The organism is Acidobacteriota bacterium (genome assembly GCA_030949985.1).
In the GTDB taxonomy this organism is placed as follows: Bacteria; Acidobacteriota; Polarisedimenticolia; order J045; family J045; genus JALTMS01.
The window spans coordinates 69,672-84,485 of the sequence record JAUZRX010000058.1 but is presented as its reverse complement, the minus strand read 5'-3'; the positions used below and the strand labels follow the sequence as shown (position 1 = coordinate 84,485).

At 68.1% G+C, this 14,814-nt stretch carries 13 protein-coding genes; 8 read left to right on the top strand and 5 right to left on the bottom strand.

Translation table 11 applies throughout. The features are described 5' to 3' along the window. Positions 1–624 precede the first annotated feature (624 nt). Positions 625–804, top strand: coding sequence for a hypothetical protein (locus Q9Q40_12430; protein MDQ7008030.1), 180 nt, complete (start codon positions 625–627; stop codon positions 802–804). Between the two features lie 30 nt (positions 805–834). Here the strand turns inward: Q9Q40_12430 and Q9Q40_12425 are convergent, their stop codons facing one another. Together Q9Q40_12425 and Q9Q40_12420 are read right to left on the bottom strand one after the other, a co-directional pair. Further along, positions 835–2,082 carry a beta-ketoacyl synthase N-terminal-like domain-containing protein gene (locus Q9Q40_12425; protein MDQ7008029.1) on the bottom strand — a complete coding sequence of 416 codons (1,248 nt, stop codon included), beginning with the start codon at positions 2,080–2,082 and terminating at the stop codon, positions 835–837. Between the two features lie 13 nt (positions 2,083–2,095). Beyond that, positions 2,096–3,433, bottom strand: coding sequence for a 3-hydroxyacyl-CoA dehydrogenase family protein (locus tag Q9Q40_12420; GenBank protein MDQ7008028.1), 1,338 nt, complete (start codon positions 3,431–3,433; stop codon positions 2,096–2,098). 206 nt (positions 3,434–3,639) lie between these two features. On the opposite strand from Q9Q40_12420, the gene Q9Q40_12415 reads away from it, so the two are divergent. The 5 genes from Q9Q40_12415 to rarD all read left to right on the top strand — a co-directional run bounded on the left by Q9Q40_12415 (position 3,640) and on the right by rarD (position 8,135). Further along, complete coding sequence (locus Q9Q40_12415; GenBank protein MDQ7008027.1) at positions 3,640–3,975, top strand: hypothetical protein; 336 nt, start codon at positions 3,640–3,642, stop codon at positions 3,973–3,975. A gap of 64 nt (positions 3,976–4,039) precedes the next feature. Next, on the top strand, positions 4,040–5,338 hold the full coding sequence (locus tag Q9Q40_12410; GenBank protein MDQ7008026.1) for a hypothetical protein: 1,299 nt from the start codon (positions 4,040–4,042) through the stop codon (positions 5,336–5,338). Positions 5,339–5,354: 16 nt separating this feature from the next. Continuing rightward, positions 5,355–6,371, top strand: coding sequence for a metal ABC transporter substrate-binding protein (locus Q9Q40_12405; protein MDQ7008025.1), 1,017 nt, complete (start codon positions 5,355–5,357; stop codon positions 6,369–6,371). After that, positions 6,368–7,204 carry an iron chelate uptake ABC transporter family permease subunit gene (locus Q9Q40_12400; GenBank protein ID MDQ7008024.1) on the top strand — a complete coding sequence of 279 codons (837 nt, stop codon included), beginning with the start codon at positions 6,368–6,370 and terminating at the stop codon, positions 7,202–7,204. Before Q9Q40_12405 ends, Q9Q40_12400 begins: the two co-directional genes overlap by 4 nt. 25 nt (positions 7,205–7,229) lie before the next feature. Beyond that, complete coding sequence (gene rarD, locus Q9Q40_12395) at positions 7,230–8,135, top strand: EamA family transporter RarD (protein ID MDQ7008023.1); 906 nt, start codon at positions 7,230–7,232, stop codon at positions 8,133–8,135. 40 nt (positions 8,136–8,175) lie between these two features. Here rarD and Q9Q40_12390 read toward each other — a convergent pair whose 3' ends face one another. Further along, positions 8,176–10,683 carry an FAD-dependent oxidoreductase gene (locus Q9Q40_12390; protein ID MDQ7008022.1) on the bottom strand — a complete coding sequence of 836 codons (2,508 nt, stop codon included), beginning with the start codon at positions 10,681–10,683 and terminating at the stop codon, positions 8,176–8,178. A gap of 130 nt (positions 10,684–10,813) precedes the next feature. On the opposite strand from Q9Q40_12390, the gene Q9Q40_12385 reads away from it, so the two are divergent. Beyond that, positions 10,814–11,410 carry an isoprenylcysteine carboxylmethyltransferase family protein gene (locus Q9Q40_12385; GenBank protein MDQ7008021.1) on the top strand — a complete coding sequence of 199 codons (597 nt, stop codon included), beginning with the start codon at positions 10,814–10,816 and terminating at the stop codon, positions 11,408–11,410. A 13-nt stretch (positions 11,411–11,423) separates the two neighbouring features. Then, positions 11,424–12,119, top strand: coding sequence for a serine/threonine-protein kinase (locus Q9Q40_12380; protein MDQ7008020.1), 696 nt, complete (start codon positions 11,424–11,426; stop codon positions 12,117–12,119). 15 nt (positions 12,120–12,134) lie between these two features. On the opposite strand, the gene Q9Q40_12375 is transcribed toward Q9Q40_12380, so the two are convergent. Then, the gene (locus tag Q9Q40_12375) at positions 12,135–13,331 is read right to left on the bottom strand and encodes a TraB/GumN family protein (GenBank protein ID MDQ7008019.1); all 1,197 of its coding nucleotides are present in this window, start codon (positions 13,329–13,331) and stop codon (positions 12,135–12,137) included. A gap of 74 nt (positions 13,332–13,405) precedes the next feature. Next, entirely contained in the window at positions 13,406–14,746 is a 1,341-nt protein-coding gene (locus tag Q9Q40_12370) for an alanine/glycine:cation symporter family protein (protein ID MDQ7008018.1), read from the bottom strand. Positions 14,747–14,814: the final 68 nt, after the last annotated feature.

Here is a 14,814-nt window from a genome sequence, read left to right as displayed (position 1 = left end):
TACCGCACGTCCAAATTGCTCAGATCATCTTTTATCTTGGCAGGCACTGGAAACGGTGAAACGTACCCGGAACCTCTCCGTAAACCCAGGTCCTTGACAGACCCACGGGAAGTGACTTTCCACAGTCGGTAGCTACCAATTGCTGCATAGTACAGGTCTCCTTCGTCATCATAACCCGCAATGAAACGCCTCGACCTGGATGCCTGTTTTTCGCGTTTCGAGGCGCACACCGGGAGCATGCAAGAAGGCGGAAGCGTCGAAAAGGGCCCCTGAACTGAATCGTCTCGGCCGCGAGTTTCCTGCCGCGCAGGCTTCTGGTGCCGTGTGACAATCCATCGTCTTCCTGGCTGCCACGAGTGGAGGGTCGACCCGGACAAACCACGTCGCGAGTACGACAAAGCTGTCCAGCCCTCGGAACTCTGGCAACGAGAGCGGGGCTACCCATAAACGGGACCATGGCGCACCTTCTTCTCCCCCCCCCGGCTCTGCTGTCAACATCCCTGAAGGAGGGAGTTGCGAGAGGCGTGCCGGTTCAGCGGAGACGGGCACTGGGTCTGCCAAAAGAGCAGCCCCTCCGCCAACCCGCTCCGCCGGCGAGACCACCGACGGTGCTATGCTCGGCCCATGCGACTGACCTGCCTGCTGTCCACCGCCTTGGCCGCCGCCGCCGGATTCGTCTGCATCGTGGGCTACGCGCCCCGCCCCCGGGACGGGCGCTGCCGGGCCGTGACGCGACAGGGGGAGCGCTGTCGCAGGCCGGCCCGTCCCGGCCAGCAGACCTGCGCCCAGCACGCCCCCCGTTGAGCCGCCGCCTTCCCGAAGGAGGCGCGCCGATCAGCCGGCGCGGCGGAACACGCAGCTCACCACCGTCTTGTCGTTGCCGCCCATGGAGATCGTCAGCCCGTAGGGACGCTCGTCCAGGTCGAGCTGAGCCTCGCCGGCGCGGCCGGTGAGCTGGCGCCAGATGTCCACCGCCATGCGCACGCCGGTAGCTCCCGTGGGGTGGCCCCAGCCGATCAGGCCGCCGGAGGGGTTGATCGGCGAGGGACCGTCGGGCCGCGTCTTGCCCGCCGCCACGTAGGCCGCCCCTTCACCGTGGGGCGCCAGACCCAGGGCCTCGACCGCCAGGATGCCGGTGATGGTAAAGCAGTCGTGCACTTCGAAGACGCCGATCTGCCGGGCCGTGACGCCGGCCATTTCCATCGCCTCGCTGACCGCCCGGCGGGTGGTGTCGAGCACGGTGAGGTCCTCGGGGGGCGCAGTCAGGTCGGCGGCCACGTGGCCGATGCCCACCAGCTCGATGGCGTCCTCGGCCGCCACGCCGGCCCGGCTCAGTCCCTCCTCCGAGAGCACGGCGACGGCCGCCGCTCCGTCGGAAACCTTCGAGCAGTCCAGCACGTTGATGTGGTCGCAGAAGCCCCGGGGGTTGGGCCGCATCCGCTGGTGGCTGGCGAAGGGATCGGGATCGGCGTTGTGGAACTCCTGGGCCTTGTCGTTGGTGCGCGCCGCGAGGATCGCCTGCTCGTACCAGCGCCCCATGCCCTCCCAGGCCTGCTCGTGCCCGAAGCGCTGCTGGTAGGCCCCGGCCCGCTCGGCGAAGCGGGAGGGGAAGAAATAGGCATGGCCCTGCTTGCGCTCGGAGGCGAAGTGTCCGGCGCCTGCCAGCACGTCGGCCCCGTAGATCGCCTTGACCGTGTTCTGCACTTCCACGCCCAGGGCCAGCACGCCGTCGGCCTGGTCGGCCAGCACGCTGCGCACGGCGGTGGCCAGGGCCAGGCCGCCCGACGCGCAGGCGCCCTCCACCCGCAGGGAGGGCTTGTAGGCCAGGCCCGGGTCCACCACGGAGATCAGCGCCCCCAGGTGCCCCTGCTTGTTGAAGCGGGCGGCCATGAAGTTACCCACAACGGACTCGTCCACCTTGTCGGCCCCCCCGAGCTGGGCGAGTACGCCGCGGCCGGCCTCGGCGATGTAGTGCTCGAGACCCGGGCGGGGCTTTTTGGGGTGGAATTCCTTGCGGCCCGTGCCGAGGGAGACGGTGTAGTCACCACAGGCGAAGTAGACCGGCTTGCGTATCTTTCTCATCGCGAACGCTCCCTCACTTGCAGTAATCGTTGATCGGACCGTAGAGGTGGAAGAAACCCGAGGTCAGCACGCCGTTGACGCCCTCGGCATCGAAAGCCACGCCGTCGTCCACCAGAGCCTGACCGATCTCCCGCGAACGTTGCACGTAGGCCCGGGCCAGCTTCGCCCCCAGGGTGTCCTGGGAGGCGATGGCGGCGAAGTGCGCCTCGAGAGCCGCCTTGCGGTCGGGGGCCCGCAACAGGGCCTTCCAGGGCCGGAAACCTTCGGGAAGGGGCCCGAGGGCCGCGTCCACCTTCGCCGTCCATCCCCCGGGCTCGAGGGGGCGGTACTGCTTCTTCTCCGGATCGTAGACCGCGGTGATCTTTCCCTTCTGGTATTCGAAGAAGCCGGGCTTCTGGGCGCCGCTCGGGTACTGCCCGCCCAGCACGCCGAGGGAGATCATCCGCTCGATGGTGGGGTCGAGCAGGTCCTCGTCCAGGTGCCGATCCATCACCTCTTCGATGAAACGGAAAACGTCGATCCCCACGTAGTCGATGAGCTGAAAAATACCCATCGGCCGCAGCAGCCAGTCCTGGCTGACCCGGTTGACCATGGTCACAGCCTCGACCCAGCCGTACTCGGCGGCCAGGCGCCGGGCCTCGGCCAGACCATGCAGGCCGTCACGGATGAAGTGCCCGTTGCCGATGAAACCCGCCACGTCATGAGAGGGAATCAGGGTCTTGCGCAGCCGCTTGCCTACCGCCTCGGCCACCTCCGCCACCGGGTCGGTGGTGCTCTCGGCGCGGATGATCTCCACCAGTTTCTGCACCGGGGGCGGGTTGTAGAAGTGGAAGCCGATCACCCGGCCGCCGAGCCCCGCCTGCTGGTCGATCAGGCCGATGGGCACGGAGGAGGTGTTGGTGAAGAAGAAGGCGTCGGGACAGAGGTCCTTGAGCCGGGAGAAGACTTTGGCCTTGACTTCCACCTTCTCGACGATGGCCTCGAAGACCAGTTCGGCCCCGCGGCAGGCGGCGATCTCGGTGGTGGGCCAGACGATCGAGCAGACCCGGTCCACGTAGTCGCCGATGATCTGCTCGTTCTCCACCAGGTCGGCCCGGTCGGCATACAGATCGCGCAGACCCACGGCGGTCTTTTCGGCCGTCTTCACCGCCTGGGCCCGGACGTAGTCCTGCAATCCCCGGAGGGCCTTCGGGTCGAGATCGACCGCGTCGAGGCGGAACAGGCGATCCCGGTTCTCCGGCAGCAGGGAGAGCCGCGCCATTTCCTGGGCCAGCAGCAGAGTGATGCCGCTGCCCATCTTGCCCGCGGCCCCCACCACGGCCACGTGGGTGAGCTTCTTGTCGAGGTCCATTGATCTTCTCCTGCGGGGAAAGCGCCTTCCGCGGCGAAGGCGGTGGCGCATCCGTGGTCCAGGTGCTTGCGGTAAGGACTTACGCCCCGATTATCCCGGCCCGACGGGGGTTCGACAAGTCGGCGCCCGGAACGGCCGCCGCCGCTCCGGGCGCAGCCTCCCGGGAGGAGGTAGCCCCGCGCCCCGACCTCGGGCATCATCCGACCATGGGAAGCTTGGTAAAAAGCCGCTGGCTCGCCGGCCTGCTGGCCCTGGCGGTCGTTTCGGCCTCCATGCTCGGCGCCCTACCCCACACCCATCGGCAGCCGGCCCCGGCCGACGCCGGTCAGCACCTGTCCGCCCCGGAGCCGGCGCAGCAGGCCCACCCGGGTTCATGCATCGCCTGCCTGGTCAGCCACGCTCCGTCCCTCGACCCCCAAACGCCCCGCGCCGCCGCGCACCGGGTCGACGGCGTCCGCCTCGAAGCGCCCGCCTCCCCGCCGCAGCCGCTCCGTCCCCTCCGGCTCCCCCAGGGTCGCGCTCCCCCCGCCATCTCCTTGTAGCCCCCCACTGCGCTGCCGGCCGCCGCCGGCAGACGTTTCCCGTTTTCACCCAAGGAGGTGTGCCGTGTTCCGCTGCCCGATCGTCGCCCTAGCCCTGACCGCCTGGATCGTTCCGTGCGCCCCTGCCATCGCCGACGGGGGCCGAGTTCCCGAAGCCGCGACAGAATCCCCGGACTCGAAGGACGAACAGGCGGCTCTCGCCACACTGCGGGAAGAAATCGCCGAACTCCGCCGCCGGCTCGCGGAGGTCTCGGAACAACTCGCCCGGCTCCAGGAAACCGGCCGCCGGGAGGCCCGGGAAACCGAACGGGAGCGCTTGCGGGAGGCGGCGCGGCGCGCGGCCCGGCCATCAGACGCGCCGGAGACGATCAGCCCGGGCGCCACATCCCGAACCCGCAATCTCTCGGCCCTCAATCCTGAACTCTCCATCACCGGGGACATGTTCTACCGGGCCTCCGACAGCACCCGCGACGCCTTCTCCGCCGGACACTGGGAACTCGATCTGCGTTCCGACCTCGACCCGTACTCCAAGCTGCATTTCGTCCTCGGCGTACCGGAGGGGGAGAGTCCGGAACTCGAGGAAGGCTACGTCACCTGGCACCACCTGCCCGGCGGTCTGAGCCTGAGCGCCGGCAAGAGGCGTGCCCAGTTCGGAACGCTCAACCGCTTCCACGCTCACGCCCTCGACCAGTCCACCTACCCCTGGGCCCTGGACACCGCCTTCGGGGAAGAAGGCCTGACGGGCACCGGCCTGTTCCTCCACTGGCTGATCCCACGCCCCTGGGCCTCGGCCAACGAAGTGAGCCTGGAGGTCTTCAACGCCGACAACGAGTCGGCCTTCGCCGGAGCGGAGTGGGAGCGCCCGGCGTGGCTGCTGCGGCTGAAGAACTACTGGGACCTGGGCGCGGACACCTACCTGGAAGTGGGCCTGAACCATCTCGCCGGGCGGTCCAGCCCCGGCCTTCCCCTGCAGCACACCTTCGACGCCCTGGATATGACCTGGAACTGGTATCCAGCCCATCGCGGACGCTACCGGGAAGTCCTCGTCAGGGGCCTGCTGATGCGCTCCCGGCGCGAACAGGACGCCGCGCCCGCCATCGATTCCTGGAGTGGCTATCTCTACGGACAGGTGCGGCTGTCGGCCCGCTGGATCACCGGCCTGCGTTACGACCGCCTCGACGGCCCGCGTGCCAGCGCCCGGCGTGGCTGGGGCTGGACCCCCTACCTGAGTTGGTGGCAGTCGGAGTTCGTCCGCCTGCGAGCGGAGTGGGCCTACCAGGACGCGGGGCCGGCGGGCGTTCATCGCGAGTTTCGCTTGCAGCTGACCATCGCCGCCGGTCCCCACAAGCACGAAAACTACTGACCGAGAGGAGAGAGAGATGCAACGCCTGGCGACTTGTCTCGCAGTCCTCGCTTCCTTCCCCGGCGCCCATGCCTCCCGGTTGGAAGTCGTCACGACCCTCTCCGACTACGCCGCCATCGCGCGCGAGATCGGCGGAGAGCGTGTCCACGCCCAGGCCATCGTGCCGGGTCATGCCAACGCCCATTTCATCCGCCCCAAGCCGTCCTATGCCCTGATGCTGCGGCGGGCGGACGTCTTCGTCAGCACCGGCCTCGACCTCGAGCTGTGGGCCCCCGTCCTGGTCGACAAGGCCGGTAACCGCCGCATCATGGACGGTGCCCCCGGATCCGTCGCCGCGGCCGCCGGCGTCGAGTTGCTGGACAAACCCACGTCGCTCTCCCGGGCGGCCGGCGACGTGCATATCTACGGCAACCCCCACATCCACACCTCTCCGATTCTGGCCAAGGCGATTGCCGGCAACATCGCGGCTGGCCTGTGCCGGGTCGATCCCGGCGCCTGTCCCCGCTACCGGGAAGGCCTGGCCCGGTTTCGCGCCGAGATCGATCGGCGCCTGTACGGCGAAACCCTGCTGGAGTTCCTCGATTCCGCCAGCCTCGACCCCCTCGCAGCCCAGGGCCGATTGCCCGCCTTCCTCGAAGCGCAGGGCCTGTCCGACAAGCTGGGCGGATGGCTCGGCCGGGCCCGCAGCCTGTGGGGCCGCAAACTCGTCTGCTACCACAAGAACTGGATCTACCTGACGACCCTGCTGGGCCTGCAAGTAGTCGACTACGTCGAGCCCAAGCCGGGAATCCCGCCCACCGCCGGTCATGTCTCGCGCCTGATCCGAAAGATCGAGACCGAAAACATCGAGGTGCTGCTGGCCGCCAACTACTTCGAAAAACGCAAGCCGGAACAGATCGCGGCGAAGACCGGCATCCACCCCGTCATCGTTCCTCTCTCGGTGGGAGGCGCGCCGGGGGCGGACACCTACTTCGACCTGGTGGACTTGTGGATCGAGAGCCTGGTCGCCGCCTGGAACGGGGAGGGCCGATGACCGAAATGCTGAGCTTCATGGCCGCTCCCCTCGCCGCCTGCCTCGTGCTGGTGGGCATCCACACCTACTTCGGGGTGCACATCATCGAGCGTCGCGTGCTCTTCGTCGACCTGGCCGTCGCCCAGTTCGCCGCTCTCGGCGCCGTCGTGGGCTTCGCCCTGGGGCATCACGGCGGCGAAGCCGGATCGACCCTCTACTCGATGGGCTTCGCTTTCCTCGCGGCGGCTTTCTTCGCTCTCAGCCGCGAGCGAAAAGAACGCATCCCCCAGGAGGCCTTGATCGGCATCGCCTTCGTCGTCGCCTCGGCACTGGCCATCGTGGTCGCCGACCGCGCCCCGGAAGGAGCCGAACACATCAAGGAAACCCTCTCGGGCAGCCTGCTTTGGGTGACCTGGCCCACGGTGCTCAAGGACCTGGCGATCTACTCCATCGTGGGGGCGTGTCATTGGCTGCTGCGCCGGCGGTTCATGCTGATCTCCCGTGATCCCGCCGAGGCCTGGCGCCGGGGCTGGCGGGTCCGCGGGTGGGACTTTCTTTTCTACCTCTCCTTCGGCGTGATCATCACCTTCTCCGTGGAGATCGGCGGTGTGCTGATGGTCTTCAGCTACCTGGTGATTCCCGCCTGCATCGCGATCCTCTTCGCCGAACGGATGCTGCCCCGCCTGCTGATCGGCTGGACCGCCGGCGTGGCGGGCTCCATCCTCGGCCTGGGGATCTCCTTCCATTGGGATTTTCCGACGGGTCCCGCTATCGTCGTGGTTCTCGGCGCGATGCTGGGTGGGGCCTGGATGCTGACGGCCTTCCGGAGCGAAACGCGACCAGCCTCGCCCTGAACACCAAGGAAAGGACGTCGACTCCATGGGTTCTTCCCCGGCGCGGGTCCAGGGTGTGATCTTCGCTCTGGCGGCCTACCTCTGGTGGGGCCTGGTGCCGGTCTATTTCAAGGCCGTCCACCACGTCCCTCCCCTCGAGGTGCTGGCTCACCGGGTGGCCTGGTGCGTGCTGCTTCTGCTGGGCTGGATGCTGGTCACCGCCCGGGCGGCGGGCTTACCCTTCACCTGGCCCCGTCGCCCGTCGCCGACCGTCTTCATCACCACCACCCTGATCGCCACCAACTGGCTGATCTTCATCTGGGCGGTGTTCAACGACCAGGTGCTGCAAGCCAGCCTCGGTTATTTCATCAATCCCCTGCTGAGCGTGTTGCTCGGACGTTTCGTCCTGGGCGAGCACCTCCGACCGCTGCAGTGGAGCGCGGTGGGCGTCGCCACCGGGGCGGTGACCCTGCTCACCGTCGCCCGCGGAGAACTGCCGGCGGTGGCCCTGGTGCTGGCCGGCTCCTTCGCCCTCTACGGCCTGCTGCGCAAGCGATCGCGCCTGGAGGCGACCGAGGGCCTGCTGCTCGAGACGCTGCTCCTGCTGCCCGCGGCCCTGGGCTACCTGGTGGTGATGGGCCTGCGCGGCGAGCTGGCCTTTCTGCACGTGGACCGGAGCACCGACCTGCTCCTGCTGGCCGCCGGTCCGGTCACCGCGCTGCCCTTGCTGTGGTACGTGGCCGGGGCACGCCGCCTGCGGCTGGCCACCATGGGCCTGCTGCAGTACCTGGCGCCGTCGCTGCACTTCGCGCTGGCGGTGCTGGTCTACGGAGAGCAGGCCCGTGGCGCGGAGATCATCGCCTTCGGCGGCGTCTGGTGCGCTCTGCTCCTCTACAACCTCGATGTCCTTCGTTCCCGGCGGACGACCGCGGGAGATCCCGCAACCCGCTGATCCGGCCTCTTCCACGGAAGCGTGTGCGGGACGTCAAGGCTCAGAGGTGCTCGAGCGCCCAGGGCCACGCTTCGAGTCCACCGTCGAGCAGGGTGACGTCGGTGAAACCGCGGTCGACGAGGATCAGCGCCGCCTCGTAACTCTTGAGCCCGGTTCGGGAGACGAGCACGATGAGCCGATCCTCCGGTAATTCGTGGAGCCGGCCGCGCAGGGAGCCCAGCGGGATGTTCACGCTGCCCGGCAGGCGCTTGGCCTCGAACGCCGAGGGCAGGCGCACATCGAGCACGTAGGGCGGTTCGGGGGACTGGAGTCGCCGGCGCATGGCCGCCGCGGAAATCCCCGTAAACAGCCCATCGAGCTTGTTGCGGATGATGTTGCCCGCCGCCAGCAGACTGTCGATGGCCAGGCCGTAGGGCGGAGCGAAGCAGAGATCGAGGTGGGAGAGCCGGTCCACACTCATCTCCGCCGTCAGCGCCACCGCGGCCACGTCGACCCGCTTGGCCACGTCGCCCCGCCCGATACCCTGCACACCGAGCAGTTTCCGGCTGGCGCGGTCCGCGACCACCTTGAGCAGAATCGGCCGGGCCGTGGGAATGTAGTGAGCGCAGTCCAGGCTGGGCACGATCGCCGTGACGGGGTCGAAACCGGCCTCGATCGCCTGGCGCTCCCCCAGCCCGGTGCGGGCCACGGTCTGATCGAAAATCTTGATCACCGTGCTGCCCACCACGCCCTCGAAACGATCGTCTCCGCCGCACAGGTTGATCGCCGCCACCCGCGCCTGCTTGAGAGCCGTCGATCCCATGGGGATCCAGGTCCGCTCACCGGTCACCAGGTGGCGCTGTTCGGCACAATCGCCCACGGCGTAGATCCGCGGATCGGAGGTGAGCTGCCGCTCGTCCACGGCCACCGCTCCGGTGGGGCCCAGTTCCAGGCCGGCCTGGAGAGCAAGTTCCACGTTGGGCCGCACTCCCGCGGCGAGGATCACGAAGTCGCAGGCCAGTACCCGGCCGTCATCGAGCACGACCCGCTGGACCCGGCCGTCCCCTTCCAGCCGCAGCACCTCCCGTCCGGTGGCGATCTTCACACCGCTGGCCGACAGCCGGCGCTCGAGCAACAGGGCCAGGTCCGGGTCGATCAGCCCCATCACCCGCTCTTGCTTTTCCACCAGGCTGACCCGGGCGCCGGTGACTGCCACCGACTCTGTGATCTCCGAGCCCAGCAGCCCCGCACCGACGATGACCACGTCCTTCGCCGCGCCCGAACGCAACTCTTCCTTGATCGCTTCGGCGCTCTCCACACCATGGAGGGTGTAGACACCGGCGAGATCCACGCCTTCGATCTTCGGAATCACCGGTGACGCCCCGGTGGCCAGCACCAGCACGTCGTAGGACAGCCAGCGGCGGCGACCGTCCACCAGCGAACGCACCCGCACCTTGCGCTTCGGCCGGTCGATCTCCAGGGCCTCGGTCAGGTCCAGGGTGCGCACGTTACGCAGGTCGTGAAAGAGCGCCGAATCCCGTTCTTCCCCCAGGGGCGTGCTGATCAGATCCCGCTGCCGTGCCACGACCCCCGAGATGTAGTAGGGCAACCCGCAGCCCGCGTATGACAGGGCCCGACCCCGCTCGACGACGGTGACATCGGCGTCCGGATCCAGCCGCATCACCTTGGCCGCCACCTTGGAGCCCGCGGCGACACCGCCGACCACCACGACCCGCCGGCTGACGGGCCGGGCGGCGGTCCAGGTCGCCGCCTTTTCGGCCGTGCGGGCCTGTCCGCCGGCCGCGTCGCCCTGGGCGCATTCCGGGCAGCGCTCGAGACGCAGCACCGCCCGCGTCCCGCCGCCCTCGGCAGTCTCCAGCGCCAGGCTGCCCCCGAGCCTTTGCGCCGCTCTCCGGGCGAACGCCAGGCCGAGCCCGGAGCCCTCCCGGGTCATCTCCCTGGCATTGGGCGCGCGGAAGAACTCGTCGAAGACCTGCTCCCGCATTTCGGCGGGAATCCCGATACCCGTGTCGGCGACGGCGAATTCCAGTTCCCCGCCTTCGGACCCGGCGCGGCGAATCTCGAAACACACCCGCCCCCCCCGGGGAGTGTACTTGACGGCATTGTCCGCCAGCACGAAAAGGATCTCCTCCACCGCCCCCGGATCACCCCGCACCCAAGCGTCCGCCGGGTCGGCCACCTCCACCTTGTCGCACAGCTCGATCTCCTTTTCCCGGGCCGGCTCGGAGACCCGCTCCCGAACGGATTCCAGGATCGACAGGAGATTGACCGGCGCCAGGCTCTCGGCGGAGAGATCTTCCAGGCTGCGCAGGCGCATCAGGTCCGCCACCAGGTGGATGCCGTCGCCGCAGCTCGCCACGGCCTTTTCGAGGAGTTGGCGCTGGCGGGGATCGACAGGTCCGACGAAGCCGCCGATCACGGTGCTCAGCAGGGTCTGGATCGAGTTGAGGGGCGAGCGCAACTGGTGGGCGGCCAGGGAGGCGAGCCGCAAGAGATCTTCCCGGTCGCGTTCGGGCCCCTCCGACGGGGGCTGGGCGATGTCGTCCATCAGTACAGGGATCCCTCGGGCGGGAAGAGCGCGGGTGAGGCGCCCGACCATTGTACACGCTGCCCCAGGCGCCCCGAAGAGGGTTACAATCCCGCTCCCGGTCCTTCCGAACCGGGCAAAGGAGTTTCGATTGACCAGCGAGAGACCGCCCAAGGGCGTGCTGGGCCTGCGCCGCCTGCTCTGGGACCTGCAACACCGCCGTGAACGCTTCCGCCAGTTGCTGGGCGTCCTGTTCAGCGTTCTGGTCAGCCTTATGGGCCGCCCCCTGCCCGAGGTCTTCTGGTGGGGCGTGGGAGGCGCCGGGCTGGGTATCCTGATTCGCCTGTGGGCCTCCGGCCATGTCAAGAAAGACCGGGAACTGGCCACCGACGGCCCTTACGCCTTCGTCCGCCACCCGCTCTACGTGGGCAACATCCTCATCGGGCTGGGGTTCTGCCTGGCTTCGGGGCTGTGGTGGAGCTACCCCCTGTTCCTCTTCTTCCTGCTGGCCTTCTATCCGCCGGCGATCCGCCAGGAGGACGCCAAGCTCCACGGACTCTTCGGCAACCGCTGGGAACAGTGGTCGCAACGCACCCGGGCCCTGCTGCCGCGGCTGACGCCGTTCGAGCGCTCGGGAGTCGGTCACTGGTCGTTCAACCAATCCCTGAAAGCCAACGGGGAACCGATCATCGCCCTTTTCCTGCTGATCTGGCTCTACGTGCTGTGGTACAAGCTGCAGCTTCCCTGAGCGCGAAGACCTGATGAGCCACCCCGGCCGGAGCGCGGGATCACACCCTCCTCGGACTCTCGACGAAGCCGCGCTCCTGCGCTGGACGGAGGCCAGTGCCGCCGTCGGCGCCAACGTCCTCGGCCGCGGCTACCAGGGCCAGGTCTATCTCTACGCCGACCACGACCCACCCCTGGTGATCAAGGCCGCGCTGGGCCGGGGGCCGGTGGGCTGGGCCCGTCGCTGGATGCTGCGCAACGAATACCGGGCCTACACCCGCCTGGCGGGGCTGCCGGGAGTTCCCCGTTGCCTGGGCCTGGTGCGCGGCCGCCTGCTGCTGCTCTCCCTGGTGCAGGGCGTGCCCTTCCGCGGCGCCGAGATCGTCGATCGACGACAATTCTTCCAGGAACTCCAAGAGCTGATCGAAACCCTGCACAGCCGCCAGGTAGCCCATGGGGACTTGAAAAAGAAAGACAACCTGCTGGTGGTCGACAGCCGGCACCCGGTGATCATCGACTTCGGCGCCGCGGTGGTTCGACGGCCCGGCATCGCCCCGTTCAACCACTACCTCTTCCGCCTGGCCCGCCGCTTCGACATCAACGCCTGCATCAAACTGCGCCTGGGGCACAATCCCGACGACGCGGCGGCCCAGGCCGAGGGCTATCGACGCACCCTGGTCGAGCGTCTCTCCCGGGCCATCAAACGCTCCTGGCTGCGGCTCAGGGGATGACGCCGGACCGCAGGATCAGGCGGACAGACGATTGAGCAGGGTGATCATCCACCCGATACCCACGTAGGCCCCCAGGGCCGATCCCAGGCTGGCCGCCACGGAGACCAGCAGCACACGGGTGAAGCGATTGCGGTAGAGGCCCCGCAGCGTGCGCGAATCTTCCCGAACGCGCTCGCAGTCCTCCACCGTGGGTCGGCGCAGCCAGGCCTCCACCAACCCCGCCACCATGCCCGCCTGGATCGTCGGATTGAGAGAGGTGATCGGCGAGGCCACGAAAGCGCTGACCGCCGTCAGCAGCCTCGAGCCCGCCAGCAGGCTGAACAGGCCGGCGAACAGGGCGTTGGGCAGCACCCAGGCCACGAGGAGCTGGGAGAGATCCTGCCCCTGGAGCTTGAAGTAGCCCCAGGTGAAGGCCGCCAGGACAAGGCTCGGGATCACCCACTTGATCATGCCGATCGCGCGGCTCGGCGGCGGCAGGGTCTCGAGGGCCGCCAGGTCCACCGGTTCTCCGGCATGCCGCACCATGCCGGGCACGTGGGCCGCGCCCACCACGGCGACGATCACCCGGCCCGGCGCCTGCTCGACCTTCTTCATCAGGTAAACGTCGCGCTCGTCGATCAGCGGCGTCTTGACCTGGGGCAGGGACTCGGCGAACTCTTTCATCATCTCGCCCAGCAGATCACCCTGCTTGAGTTCCTCGAGCTGTTCTTCGGTGATCTCCTCGTCGTCGAAGAAACCGCTGAGCAAGGCCCCGAAGAGCTTGAGCCGACTCCACAGGGAAAGCCCGCCCCAGGTGCGCTTGAGCGTAATCTGGATGTCCCGGTCGGCCAGCACCACCTCGGCGCCCACCTCCCCGGCGGCTTCGAGCGCGGCAAGCATCTCGGCCCCCGGACGCACCCCGAGTTTTTCTCCGAGCCGGGCCTGGTAGGCGGAGAGCGCCAGGTTGGCCAGCAGGAAAGGCACCTTGCGCTGGCGGATCACCTGGAAGATGTCCAGCTTCCGCCAACGGCCGGCGTCGGTCAGCGCCTGGAGTCGATTGGCATCGAGTTCGATGCACACCGTCTCGGGCCGGATCTCGCGGATCACCCGCTGCACTTCCTCGACACTCTGGCGGGAAACGTGGGCGGTGCCCACGATATGGATCGTCTTGTCGCCCGATTCGACGACGGTGACGTTCTCGGAGGCGGCGCGGGGCGGCTGAGCTTCGTTCATCATTTTCCACCGGCCGGGCGAAATCCCGGGACCCTTCCTATACACGGGAATCACCGTCCTGTCGAAAAGGCCCTTCAGACCCGCTGACGGCGGAAGTAGTCCCGAGTCGCGGCCATCACCCTCGGGGAGAGCGCCAGCGTGGCCAGCAGATTGGGCAGGGCCATCAGGGCGAAGGCGGTGTCGAGGAGGTTGACCACCATGTCCGCCGACCAGACGGCGCCGATGAAGAGCATCACCAGGTAGAAGACATCGTAGATCCGCGCCCGCTCGGCGCCGAAGAGGTAGGCAAAGCACTTCCGGCCGTAGTAGGAATAGCCGAACATGGTGGTCAGCCCGAAAAGGGCGACGATCACCACCAGCGCCAGCTTGCCCGCCCCCCCCAGGGTGGCCTCGAAGGCCTGGGCGGTCAGGGCGGCGCCCTGGATCTCGCCGCTCTGCGCGATTCCCGAAGAGAGCACCACCAGGGCGGTGATGGTGCAGACCACCACGGTGTCGATCAGCGGACCGATCATGGCCACCAGCCCCTCCCGCACCGGCTCGCGGGTACGAGCGGCACCGTGGGCCATGGGAGCCGTGCCGATACCGGCCTCGTTGGAGAAGGCCGCCCGCTTGATCCCGGTCTGGATCACCGTCCTGACCGCGATACCCTGGGCGCCCCCTCCCAGGGCCGTGCCGCTGAAGGCATCGTGAAAAATCTGCGCCAACAGCCCGGGCAAGGCCGGCAGGTGATGGGCCAGAATGATCACCGCGATGACCAGGTACAGTCCGCACATCAGGGGCACCAGCCGGCTCGCCACCGCTGCGATACGCTGGATACCACCGAGAATCACGACGGTCACAAGGCTGACGCTGACCAGCCCCGTCAGCCAGGGATCGATGGCCAGGGTCTCCTGGACGATCTCCGCCAGCTGGTTGGTCTGGAACATGCCCACGCAACCCACCAGGCCGCAGATCGAGAAGAACACCGCCAGAAAGCGCCAGCGCCGCCCCAGCCCCATCTCGATGTAATACATCGGGCCGCCCTGGATCTCCCCCGCGCTGTCCTTGCCGCGATAGAGCACGGCCAGGGTGCAGGTGAAGAACTTGGTCGCCATGCCGACGACGGCCGCGACCCACATCCAGAACACGGCACCGGGGCCGCCCTGGGTGATGGCCACCGCCACACCGCCGATATTGCCCATCCCGATGGTCGAGGAGAGGGCCGTGCTCAAGGCATGGAAATGACTGATCTGCCCCGGATCGTCGGGTCGATCGTAACGGCCTCGGAGGATGTCCACGGCATGGAGCAACCCGCGAAAAGGGAGGAAGCGGCTGTAGATCGTCAGGATCAGCCCGCCGCCCACGAGCAGCACGAGCAGCGGGGTGCCCCAGGCGTAGTCCACCGCCAGGGCCAGGAAGCGATCCAGGGTCTCCACGGCGCGGATCCTACGACGTCGGGCCGGCGGCAACAAGGCTTTTTCGGCCCACCGGCGGGCTGCTTCGC